The 11,887-nt window shown below is 43.5% G+C and carries 9 protein-coding genes; all 9 read right to left on the bottom strand.

The genetic code is table 11. From position 1 onward, the window contains the following. Positions 1–288: 288 nt before the first annotated feature. Entirely contained in the window at positions 289–1,671 is a 1,383-nt protein-coding gene (gene hemN / locus KDU71_RS21570) for an oxygen-independent coproporphyrinogen III oxidase (protein ID WP_212193200.1), read from the bottom strand. A 146-nt stretch (positions 1,672–1,817) separates the two neighbouring features. Continuing rightward, complete coding sequence (gene hemE / locus KDU71_RS21565; RefSeq protein WP_212193199.1) at positions 1,818–2,852, bottom strand: uroporphyrinogen decarboxylase; 1,035 nt, start codon at positions 2,850–2,852, stop codon at positions 1,818–1,820. A gap of 192 nt (positions 2,853–3,044) precedes the next feature. Beyond that, positions 3,045–4,337: a glutamate-1-semialdehyde 2,1-aminomutase gene (gene hemL, locus KDU71_RS21560; RefSeq protein WP_212193198.1), complete on the bottom strand. Its 1,293-nt coding sequence runs from the start codon at positions 4,335–4,337 to the stop codon at positions 3,045–3,047. 120 nt (positions 4,338–4,457) lie between these two features. Next, positions 4,458–5,438: a porphobilinogen synthase gene (gene hemB / locus KDU71_RS21555; protein WP_212193197.1), complete on the bottom strand. Its 981-nt coding sequence runs from the start codon at positions 5,436–5,438 to the stop codon at positions 4,458–4,460. Positions 5,439–5,455: 17 nt separating this feature from the next. After that, on the bottom strand, positions 5,456–6,208 hold the full coding sequence (locus KDU71_RS21550) for a uroporphyrinogen-III synthase (RefSeq protein ID WP_212193196.1): 753 nt from the start codon (positions 6,206–6,208) through the stop codon (positions 5,456–5,458). Between the two features lies 1 nt (position 6,209). Next, a complete protein-coding gene (gene hemC / locus KDU71_RS21545; protein ID WP_212193195.1) occupies positions 6,210–7,148 on the bottom strand; it encodes a hydroxymethylbilane synthase in 939 nt (312 codons plus the stop codon). Between the two features lie 56 nt (positions 7,149–7,204). Then, a complete protein-coding gene (hemA, locus tag KDU71_RS21540) occupies positions 7,205–8,473 on the bottom strand; it encodes a glutamyl-tRNA reductase (protein ID WP_212193194.1) in 1,269 nt (422 codons plus the stop codon). A gap of 211 nt (positions 8,474–8,684) precedes the next feature. Next, positions 8,685–9,209 (bottom strand): shikimate kinase, encoded by a 525-nt coding sequence (locus KDU71_RS21535; RefSeq protein WP_212193193.1) that lies wholly within the window; start codon positions 9,207–9,209, stop codon positions 8,685–8,687. A gap of 37 nt (positions 9,210–9,246) precedes the next feature. Further along, a complete protein-coding gene (locus KDU71_RS21530) occupies positions 9,247–11,886 on the bottom strand; it encodes a DNA gyrase/topoisomerase IV subunit A (RefSeq protein WP_212193192.1) in 2,640 nt (879 codons plus the stop codon). Between the last annotated feature and the right edge of the window lies 1 nt (position 11,887).

Below are 11,887 nucleotides of genomic sequence, written 5' to 3'. Positions count from 1 at the left end.
TATGACGATGAAAATGAATATTTATAAGTGAAACTCTAAGCTTTTCCTTAAATAATCGATTTACTGCTTTAAATTTCATCACCGTAGCTCGCTACACTTCTGAAATTCGCATTATAAATCAGTTATTTAAGAAATTTTGAGCTCTGTAATTTTAATCGAACTCAGGTTACTACCTATCGATAGTGCATATCATCTTATTGTAACAAAAAAGCCCTCCAAAGGGAGAGCTTTTTGTTGGTGTTAATAATATTTTGACTTGAATAGTTTATCGTTATTCAGAACACGTGTTTAAACAGTTTTTGAATATTGTCCTTTCCCCTGCTTAAGGGCCGGGTCGAAAGCCATGGCAATATTACGTATCACATAACGGCCCTGACCAATTACAGTGAAAGCATCGTTTTCAATGGTCAGCAAACCATCATCAATGAACGACTGCACCTTCTCCTCAGCAAACTCAACAGACGCATAAACCTCATCCGTTTCAACCGAAAAATCAGCAGCAATCTGCCTGAAATCAGCGTAATAATTACACATCAACTCATTAATTACCTGGCGAACGATCTGCTCCTTCTGATTCAGGCGATAGCCACGCACCACGGCACGGCCATCGGCTTCCACACGCTCCATGTACTTCTTAATAGTTTTTTCGTTCTGGCTATAGGCATTAAAGAGCTGACTGATGCTTGAGGTACCAAAACCATAAACCTGCCCGGTGGTTTCGCGAGTACAATACCCCTGGAAGTTACGATGCAGCTTCTTCTGCTCCAAGGCAATAGCAAACTCATCATCGGGCTTGGCAAAGTGGTCCATACCAATGGCCACATACCCGGCTTCAACCGCCATATTGTAGGCATCCTCCAGCATGGTAATCTTCTCATCAGGTGTAGGCAATCCATACTGCTCGAGCATCCGTTGACGCGAAATCACCTGAGGAATATGCGCATAAGAGAAGGTCACGAGGCGATCCGGATTAGCCGCTAAGGCCTCTGCTACTGTTTCTCGAAAACTCTCCTGTGTTTGGAAGGGTAAACCATACACCAGATCGATGTTAATACCTGAGAAGCCAACCTTTTTGAGATAAGCAATCATCTCCCCAACCGGCACCTTGGCAGGACGACGATTAATGGCCGTCAACACTTCCTTCTTAAAATCCTGAACTCCCAGACTGATACGATTAAAGCCCATGTCACGCAACTCATCCACCATGTCAAAATCCAGATAGGCCGGACTACATTCCATGGCCATTTCATATTCATCGGCAAAGTTGAAATTAGCCTTTATCGTATCAGTTACTTTACGAATCAACTTGGCTGATATGGCGTTGGGCGTTCCTCCACCCCAGTGCACCTGGGTCAGTTTCCGGTCTTTCGACACGTCTTTCGATACCAGCTCAATCTCTTTAATCAACACATCGATGTACTTTTCAATGGTACTCTGCCCCATACCTGTATAGGTGGTACAGCCACAGAATGTACAAAGCTGCGGACAAAACGGAATATGCACGTATACCGACACATTCTCTGGCGTTTCGTCATTTGATAGAATCACACTCTCCTTGTAATTCTCATTCCCGTACTCCTCATGGAAAAATGTGGCAGGAGGATAGCTTGTGTATCGCGGCCCGGCTATATTATATTTTTCCAGCAGATTTCTATCAAATTGTAATTTCATATTATTCGTATCAAGTAATAAGACATTAGTTATAAAAGCTTGCTCCATATCAGTGTAACCTGACTGGTTGCTTCAAAAGATAAACAGCATGCAACAGATAGAGTTCAACGGGCTACAGGTAAATAACCATAGCCCGATGCATCTTCTTACTTCCTTCCCCAGTCAACCGACTTCACCCAGTCAATCACAAACTGTACGTTCTCAACAGGCAAATCAGGCAGGATTCCATGACCCAGGTTAAATATCCACTTCTGGTTATCACGACCAAAAGGTAAATAGGTTTCGTTCAACACTTTCTCAATCTCTGGCTGTGGCGCGTAAAGTAGACGCGGATCCAGGTTACCCTGTAAACCTACTTCAGGATCAACAATATCGCGAGCATGCTGAAGACTCATACGCCAGTCGATGCCCACGAAATCAGCAACATCCTTATCAATGGCTCTGATGCCATTACCTAAATCTTTAGGGAAATAGATAGTTGGTACACCTTTGTCGCGCACTGCATTCAAAATCTTTTTCGAAGCCGGCAGGAACAGTTCCAGGTACAGATCCTCTGGTAACAAACCACCATAGGTTTCAAATAGCTGGAAAGCTTCCACGCCATGGTCAGCTTGTGTCAAAGCATATTCAATAGACACTTCAGCCAGAGCATCAATGATTTTCTCACTTGTTTTGCGGTCCTTATACAAGAACTCAGTTGCATTCTTAAAGGTAATATCCCGCACATTATCGCGGAACATAAAGCAGAAAGTGGTCAACAGACCTCCACAGAAACCAATCAACGGCTTCCCATCAGGACGTGTCTCGATGATTTTATCAATGGCAGCATATACATGATCCAGCTTGCTCATATCCTTCTTGAGCTGGCTCACCGGATCGGCAAATGTATGCAATGGGGCACCAAATTCGGGTCCGGCTTCGGTAAACTTCAATGCCATACCCAATGCTTCGGGTACCACCAGGATATCGGAGAACAAGATAGCCGCGTCAACACCCAAATCATAAATAGGCATCAGGGTTACTTCGGCAGCAAGCTTTGGATCTTCCATCAGCTCCGAGAAAGTATAGTTTTCCTTTAAGGCACGATAATTAGGCAGTACACGCCCAGCCTGGCGCATAAACCACACTGGCGGTCGCTCTGTGTTCTTTCCGTGTATTGTATCTAAAAAAATATTATTCATCTTAATTAGTGCTAGGTGCGCAGTGCACAGTCTTAAGTCTTGTTTACAGGATAACCTTTGTAATTCCCCTTCTCCCTTCGGGCGTCTCCCCCAGGGGAGAATTCAACTAAAAATCTTCACCTTGGGGAATTGCCGTATGGCGATGGGATTCCTGCTCATAATTAACTTAACGCTGAGCATCGGGCACTATTATTACTTTATTGCTTCTAAAGCTTTACGATTCCCCTTAATCAGTTTCTCCAAATCTTTTTCGGTATGCGCCATGGAGATAAACAAACACTCGTATTGCGAAGGCGCGATGTATAAGCCACTTTCAACTGCTTGTTTGAAATAGGCAGCATACTTAGCTGTATCTGAAGTCATCGCTTCATCAAACGATGTTACCTGTTTACTATCAGTAAAGAAAGCTGTCATCATCGAACCAACGCGGTTGAGTACGACATTCATGCCCAAATCCTCAGCATTCTGACGCAGTCCTGCCTCTACAAAAGCCGCTTTACGCTCCAGATCTTCATAGGCATTTGGTGTTTCATCCAGTTTTTTAAGTGCTGTTAACCCGGCTGCCATTGCCAGTGGGTTACCCGACAATGTTCCTGCCTGATAAACCGGCCCAATAGGTGCCAGCATGTCCATAATCTCTTTGCGTCCCCCGTAAGCTCCAACTGGCAGTCCACCACCAATTATTTTACCCATAGTAGTTAAGTCGGGCATCACATTGAAATACTCCTGTGCACCACCTTTAGCTAAACGGAAACCGGTAATTACCTCATCGAAAATCAACAGGGCACCATTATCACAGGTGAGCTCACGCAAGCCCTGCAGGAAACCATCTGCAGGAGGCACCACACCCATGTTACCGGCAACCGGCTCAACAATTACCGCTGCAATCTGGTCTTTATGCTCATCAAACAGTTGTTTTACCGAGTCGAGGTTGTTGTAATCAGCTGTTAAGGTATCTTTGGCGGTACTTTTGGTTACGCCAGGGCTATCGGGTAAACCTAAGGTGATGGCTCCAGAACCAGCTTTAATCAAAAAGCTATCGCCATGACCATGGTAACAACCAGCAAATTTGATAATTAACTCACGCTTAGTATAACCACGTGCCAAACGGATAGCACTCATAGTTGCTTCGGTACCTGAGTTAACCATACGTACTTTTTCAATGGATGGCACCATCTTTACGATTTGCTCAGCCATTTCTGTTTCAATTAGCGTAGGCGCACCATAACTGGTTCCTTTGGCAGCGGCATTAGCAACTGCCTCCAGTACCTCGTCATGTGCATGGCCTAAAATGAGCGGCCCCCACGATGCGACAAAGTCAGTGTACTCATTGCCATCGATATCCCACACGGTTGTTCCTTTGGCTTTATCGATAAAAATTGGTTCGATGCCTACACTCTTAAATGCACGCACTGGTGAATTAACACCTCCGGGAATAACTTCCTGAGCTTTCTGAAAGGCGTTCTTGCTATTATTGTTGTTCATTATTTTTAAGTATCAAAGTTTATCCCGAGTAGCGGGAATATAAGACATAAGAGTCAAGCCGATTGACCAAATGTCCAGACAATATTTTAAAAGCTATTAGCTAACAGCCATCGGCTTATTTTATTTCTGTCCGTTTAAAATATCAGCCGCATCCAATGCATGATAGGTAATAATGATATCGGCCCCTGCACGCTTAATCGAAAGCAGCACCTCCATCATTACACGCTTTTCATCAATCCAGTCTTTTTCCCCAGCTGCTTTCACCATACTAAACTCACCACTTACATTGTAGGCTGCTGTTGGCATTTCAAACTCATGCTTGGTACGATAAATAATATCGAGGTAACTTAATGCAGGCTTCACCATTACAATGTCGGCACCTTCTTCAATATCGGCAGCAATCTCGCGCATTGCTTCATCCGAGTTGGCCGGATTCATCTGGTAAGTGCTGCGGTCGCCAAATTGTGGAGCGCTCTCGGCAGCTTCACGGAAAGGTCCGTAAAAGCCGGATGCATATTTTGCTGCATAGGACATGATTGGAATCTTTTCGTAGCCTGCTAAGTCCAGAGCCTCGCGAATGCGCAATACGCGACCGTCCATCATATCGCTAGGTGCGATCACATCAGCACCGGCTTCAGCCAATGACACAGACTGGTCGGCCAGTGTTTTCAATGTACTGTCATTATCTACATCGTTATCGATAATGGTGCCGCAATGACCATGAGTGGTGTATTCACAATTACATACATCAGCAATTATAAGGATATCATTGATTTCTGCCTTAATAGCACGAATAGCTTTTTGTACAATCCCATCGCTCTGGCAAGCCACGTGACCGTGCTCATCCTTGTGTTCAGGTATTCCAAAAAGCAATACACTCTTAACACCTTTTGATACAGCAATTTTACACTCTTCCACCAACACATCTACAGACATCTGGTAGTTGCCCGGCATTGAACTAATGGGATTTTTTACGCCAGTTCCGGGACAAACAAATAATGGATAAACTAAATCTTCAACACGCAAATGCGTCTCTGTCACCATGTGGCGAACTATCTTATTGTATCTTAATCGTCTTAATCGGGTATCGGGAAATGCCATATTTAATTGTTTTTGTTTTAACGATATTCAGGTTTTAATTGTAGTTTCATTTCTTGCCAAAGTCCTTCGTAGGTTGACATACGCGCCGTTACAACAGGTGTCACATTCTGTTTTTTCATTACTTTGGTAGTGGCAGGTCCAATAGAGGCAAAGCCCACTTGATCATGCATATGTGAACCATATAAATTCATAAATCCGGTGAAGCAAGATGGACTGGTACACACTATCAGCAATGGCTCTTGAGCCTTTAGTAATACAAGGGTTTGTTCATTCTGCTTATCTGCAATGATGGTACGATACACATTGTAACGACGGTAATGACATACGCCTTTGAGACCGTCTTCAAGCGTGTTTTCTGCCAATTCGCCCAGCATACCCAACCATTTTTCACCAGGGCGGATATGTGCCTGCTGCAATTCTTTAACTAAGTCAGAAGCTGTTCTTCCACCAGATACCCACCAGGGCTTTACCCCATAACTCTCGAGCACCTGTGCTGTTTTTTTACCAATACAGATAAAGCTTTTATCCAGTACATCAGCGGGCTTCATTTGCTGAAAGAAATACTCCACACCACGCTTACTGGTAAAAATAATCCGCCGGCTGGTATATACTTCATGTCGGCAATCGTCTTCCAATTTTACCAACTCGGTATCAATCATCGGGTCGCACACCACCTCAATTCCTTCGCTCACTAAACCATTATACAACAAGTCATCATTACCCATCGGATGAGTCAATACAACGGCTTTGGGTTGCGAATAAGGCTCCATGCTACTGATTATTTAATGTCCTTACTTTTTCGAGTATCTCATGTGCTCCAGACTGAGCCATCTGTTGAGCCAATTTACGGCCTATAGTTTCGGCATCGCAAGCTTTTCCAGAAAGTTCTGCCCGCAACTCCTGCGAGCCATCGGGCATGGCCACTAAACCAAGGAGATGCATATCATCACCATCAATATTTGCATAGGCCCCAATCGGAATCTGGCAACCTCCTTCCAGCTCATTCAAAAAGCTTCTTTCGGCTGTTATCTGTTGATAGCTTTCTTCACAATGCAAGGTTTTTACAATGGCTTCAATATGCGCATCATTGTCTCGTATCTCAACAGCTATGGCACCTTGTCCACAGGCAGACACAAAATAATCGGGTTCAAACAGATTGGTAATTACATCATCAAAACCCAAACGTATCAAACCGGCACCCGCCATCACCATAGCATCGCAGTGACCGTCCTCCATCTTCTTAAGGCGGGTATTGACGTTACCGCGTATATCCACCACTTTTACTTTAGGGTTAATCCGGTGTACTTGTGCTTTCCTTCTCAGGCTAGAGGTTGCAACCGTATGTGCTTCGGTCATCTCCTCCAGCGATAGTCCATCCTTACTCACCCAGGCATCTTTATATTCAGCTCTTTTCAGTATAGCTCCCAGCTGTGCTCCTTCCGGAAAAACAGTAGGCAGATCCTTCAGGCTGTGCACACACATATCTACTTCATTATTAAACAAGGCATGTTCCAATTCTTTGGTGAATAAGCCCTTATCGCCTATTTTGGATAAAGCTACATCAAGTATTTTATCACCTTTGGTGGAGATTATTACAATCTCAAATGTGGTATCGGGGATAGCTTGTTCAAGCTTTGACTTAACCAGGTTAGCCTGGTACAATGCCAGCTGACTACCTCGTGTTCCTATACGGACAATGGATTTACTCATATACTAAAGGGATTCTGAACTAAAAAAATACAGATGAAAACATCTGTATTTAATATCTATGAGTTAAAGTTAAAAAATTCTTCGAGTATTTTTACTTTTTCCGAATCGCGACCTTCATTGGTCACCATTTTCATCTGCTTAATCAGCATACGCGTCAGTTTAGCACTCAGATGTTCACCATACTCGTTTATCTTTTGCGATGCTTCAACATCATCTTTAACTTTCTTATAATTTCTTGCTTCGAGAGAATTTACATCTTTAAATGTACTCGTTATGGCACTAATAGCCGAACTCATGCGACGTACATTCAACCAATCGTCAAACTCAGCCAATACTTCTTCAATGATTTCTTCGGCTTCCTGCAGCTTACCTTTGCGTTTTTCAAAGTTAGCCTTCACTACCTCTTCCATATGATCAAGGTCATAAACAGTAACGCCTTCCAACTTACCGGCATCAGCATCTACATTACGCGGGCTACACAAATCCAACACCAATAACGGCTTATTATCACGCTTCTGCATCACATCAGCCAAAACTTCTTTGGTCAATAGCGTGCGTGATGAACCGGTGGCATAAGTCACTACATCTACTGCCAGCAACTGTTCAATGTGCGATTCGAAGGGAAAAGCAACACCCTGTACACGGTCGGCAAGTTGTTCAGCTTTACCAAGGGTGCGGTTGGTTATCCAGTTATTAACACATCCTTTTTTGGATAGGTTCAATGCTACAATGGTACCAGTTTCACCAGCTCCAACGGTGAGGGCTTTCACATTTGGAAAGCCATTCAGCTTATTGCTTGCCAGCTCAACAGCAGCCGAACTTACTGACACAGCTCCTTTATTTAAAGCAGTTTTGGTACGCACCAGTTTACCGGCTTCAAACGCCTTATGCACCATTCTGGTTAATTCGGGTCCAACCATAGCCGTGTTGTCCACCCATGAAAATGCTTCTTTTAGTTGTGAAACAATCTGGTATTCACCCAAAATTAATGAATCGAGGCCCGTAGCAACACGGAATAGGTGGCGCGCACAATTAAGGCCTACATGTGAGTACAAATATTTCTTAATGGTTTCATTCTTCTTGAAGTACGCGATATAAGCATCAGTCACACTTTTAACATACTCGTCCATATCTTCCACTTTCGAGCAGTCTGTTTCGTAATACAGCTCTGTGCGGTTACAGGTGCTTAATGCCATGATACCATCCACATCACATTTTTGATTCAGGTATTCATACAAACCGGTAACCTCTTCCTTGGTAATTACCAATTGCTCACGTATTTCGAGTAGTGCAGTTTGGTGACTGATTCCAATTAGACCGACCATATCTTCAATTCAGAATTACTTGTTCATTTGTTTATTCAAGCCACTTTCGGAGCTTATGAATCAAAAATAAAAATGAAATCTGTAGCAAATCTGAAGATTGAGCCAAATTCGGTAAGCTGCTACTTCTTTAGAATGATTTTAGATAAATAATGTTAAAATTAGATCTAATTATCTAACATAAACCGAGGTTTACTATGACAAGCCAAAGACGCTACATTAATTCGCCTGACGCTTTTATAATTCGCACAAAGCCATCGACACCAAGCACCTCGCCATCGGCAATTACCTTTGCCTGATTGTAAAAGCCATCCCGTTCTTGCAGTTTTTCTTCGATGTATTGATGCAGCTCAGTGCCTGACTTACCGGCCACCAATGGTCGCACCTGCCGGGCGCTACACAAGCGTCCGGCCAGTGTTTCAACCGACAATTTTATGTAAATGGTTAAACCAGTATCGTTCATCACTTGCATATTATTGAAATAGCAAGGTGCTCCTCCACCGGTAGCTATGATTATCCGCTCTTTTTGGCTCACATCCAGCAATAACTCCTTCTCGGCCAGCCTGAATGCATCTTCCCCAAATTCGGCAAAATATTGCTTGATAGTTATTTGATAGCGTTCCTCAAAGTAATCGTCCAGATCCAGAAAGTCCCAGCCAATCTCTGTACGCAGGCGCTTACCAAGCGTCGACTTGCCGCTTCCCATGAATCCAACCAGATATATACGCTTAATGACCATCAAACTTGTTAATTAATGTGTTATCCACCCAAAGACATCATTCATTAAACAGCGACATCTGGTTTTCGTCATCTTCATCATGGTGCTCATCAACAGCTTCACCTTGTTCATCAGGCTTTGGCTCATCCATCACCAAGGGCTCCAACTCCTGGATTTTGGACACCTGGAAAGTTGTCAGACGCTTACCTTTGGCCTTGAAGCTCTTCACACCGATGAATTCAGCTACCTCAACAATGAGCTTTTCTTTCAGCTTATCGTCACCTCCAAACTTCACCTCAAGACGCGGGTAATCCACGTGCATGATTTTCACCAGTCGCGATTTAGGATTATCACCTATAAATGACTGTGCCCTGGCCGAATTCTCAAACTGGAAACGCTTGATATAGTAGTAGTTTTGTTCGGCATCAAAATACACGGCAGACCACACCACATCACTCTTATACTTTTCAATGATGAGAATATTATCCTCATAATGGTTACTCAGATCATAGGATGTCAGATGATACTTACCATCTTTTGTGATGATTAAAACCTGATCGCCACCATGGAATTCACCCAGATATTGACCTCTTCCATCAGCATTTAGGCGCAATGTTTCGTGCTCAAACCAGATTTTACGACCTCCCAAAGTTGATTCACCTTTCCGTTTGAGTGAAATAGATTTCACCTCGTGCTTAGTTAGGATATTACCCATAGCGGCCCGCCCCTTAATTGCCAGCTCACCCATATCCACATCAAACACAAGGTTACGAATACGTGCCTTTGGGCGAAGCACCACTTTCAGTATTTCCGACTCACCATTTGGATTTGCACTGAAATACATCAGTTTCGAACCCGGTGTTTCTTTCGTGATGTGATAATCTTTATCACGGGTTACGCCGGTAACAGCAAAGCGCTTCATATACATGATACCGCCTTTTCCATCCTGATAAACGGCGTTATAAATTGTACGTTTATCATTCTTCTTGAACACTGCGATGTGGATGATATCTTTACCCACAAAAGCTTTATCAGATACTTTTGTGATAATGTACTTACCGTCCTTGTAGAAAATGATAATATCATCGATATCTGAACAGTCGCAGACATATTCATCCTTTCGAAGAGACGTTCCTACGAAACCGTCCTCGCGATTGATATACAACTTCTCATTTTTCACCACCACTTTAGTAGCCTCAATGTTGGCAAAGCTCCTGATCTCCGTTTTACGTGGGAAGTTTTTACCATACTGCTTCTTAATATGCTTAAAGTAGTCAATCGCATAAGTAATCAGGTTGGCCAGATGATAGGCTATCTGTTCCATTTCCTCCTCCAGAGAAGCGATGTACTCATCAGCTTTCTTAGCGTCAAATTTAGAGATCCGAATCATTCGAATCTGCGTCAGCTTCACAATATCATCGCGTGTTACCTCACGCCTTAGCAGGTTTTTAAACGGTTCCAATCCATGATCAATGGTTTGCACAACAGCCTCCATTGTCTCACAGTCCTCCATGCGCTGGTAAATCTTATTCTCAATAAAGATGCGCTCCAGTGAAGACATGTGCCATGCCTCTTCCAGCTCACCTTTACGGATTTCCAACTCACGCTTAAGCAACTGCACCGTATTATCGGTATTCTCTTTCAGGATTTCACTAACTCCAATAAAATAGGGCTTGTTATCCTGAATAACACAGGCATTAGGCGATATAGACACCTCACAGTCAGTGAATGCATATAAAGCATCAATGGTCTTATCGGGCGATGCACCAGCTGGCAGATACACGAGTATCTCCACATTCTCAGCCGTGTTATCGTCAATTTTCTTGATTTTTATCTTGCCCTTATCATTGGCTTTAAGAATGGACTCAATTAGTGTGGTTGTATTTTTACCATAAGGAATATCGGATATAACCAAGGTTTTGCTGTCCACCTTACCGATTTTAGCCCGCACTTTAACGGCACCACCTCTTAGCCCGTCATTGTAGCGCGACACATCCACCATACCACCTGTTGGGAAATCAGGAAAAATCTCGAATGGTTTATTCTCCAAATAATTAACTGAAGCATCAATCAACTCATTAAAGTTGTGAGGCAACAGTTTAGATGCCAATCCAACGGCGATACCTTCTACGCCCTGTGCCAATAGCAGCGGAAACTTAACGGGTAAGGTAATCGGCTCATTATTACGTCCATCGTAACTCTGTTTCCACTCCGTAGTCTTTGGATTAAAGACCACTTCCTGTGCAAACTTAGTCAGGCGTGCTTCGATGTAACGAGGTGCAGCCGCGCTATCACCTGTATACACGTTACCCCAGTTACCCTGGCAGTCAATCAGCAAATCTTTTTGCCCAAGTTGCACCAGGGCATCACCAATGGATGCATCCCCGTGCGGGTGAAACTGCATGGTAAAACCAATAATATTGGCCACCTTATTGTAGCGCCCATCATCCATGCGACGCATGGCATGCAGAATACGTCGCTGCACTGGTTTTAAACCATCGTTAATATGCGGCACTGCACGCTCCAGAATCACATAAGATGCATAATCAAGGAACCACTCGCGGTACATACCCGGCAAATGATTAATAGATGTTTCATCGGCATCCCACAGGTGCTGTTCTTCCTGTGGCTGATTTTCTGATGCCTCCGAAGGCACTTCCTCCGGCACATTGGGTGTATTTGTATCGTCGAAACTCATT

Origin of the sequence: Carboxylicivirga sediminis (genome assembly GCF_018156225.1) — a bacterium.
Lineage (GTDB): Bacteria > Bacteroidota > Bacteroidia > Bacteroidales > Marinilabiliaceae > Carboxylicivirga > Carboxylicivirga sediminis.
Note: the sequence above shows the minus strand (reverse complement) of the source record. Positions and strands in the feature narration are given on the sequence as shown.

Coding starts and splice junctions, on each gene's coding strand:
- hemN (WP_212193200.1), bottom strand. CDS start 1,671: ATGAAATTACAATTTGATAGAAATCTGCTGGAAAAATATAATATAGCC.
- hemE (WP_212193199.1), bottom strand. CDS start 2,852: ATGAATAATATTTTTTTAGATACAATACACGGAAAGAACACAGAGCGA.
- hemL (WP_212193198.1), bottom strand. CDS start 4,337: ATGAACAACAATAATAGCAAGAACGCCTTTCAGAAAGCTCAGGAAGTT.
- hemB (WP_212193197.1), bottom strand. CDS start 5,438: ATGGCATTTCCCGATACCCGATTAAGACGATTAAGATACAATAAGATA.
- KDU71_RS21550 (WP_212193196.1), bottom strand. CDS start 6,208: ATGGAGCCTTATTCGCAACCCAAAGCCGTTGTATTGACTCATCCGATG.
- hemC (WP_212193195.1), bottom strand. CDS start 7,148: ATGAGTAAATCCATTGTCCGTATAGGAACACGAGGTAGTCAGCTGGCA.
- hemA (WP_212193194.1), bottom strand. CDS start 8,473: ATGGTCGGTCTAATTGGAATCAGTCACCAAACTGCACTACTCGAAATA.
- KDU71_RS21535 (WP_212193193.1), bottom strand. CDS start 9,209: ATGGTCATTAAGCGTATATATCTGGTTGGATTCATGGGAAGCGGCAAG.
- KDU71_RS21530 (WP_212193192.1), bottom strand. CDS start 11,886: ATGAGTTTCGACGATACAAATACACCCAATGTGCCGGAGGAAGTGCCT.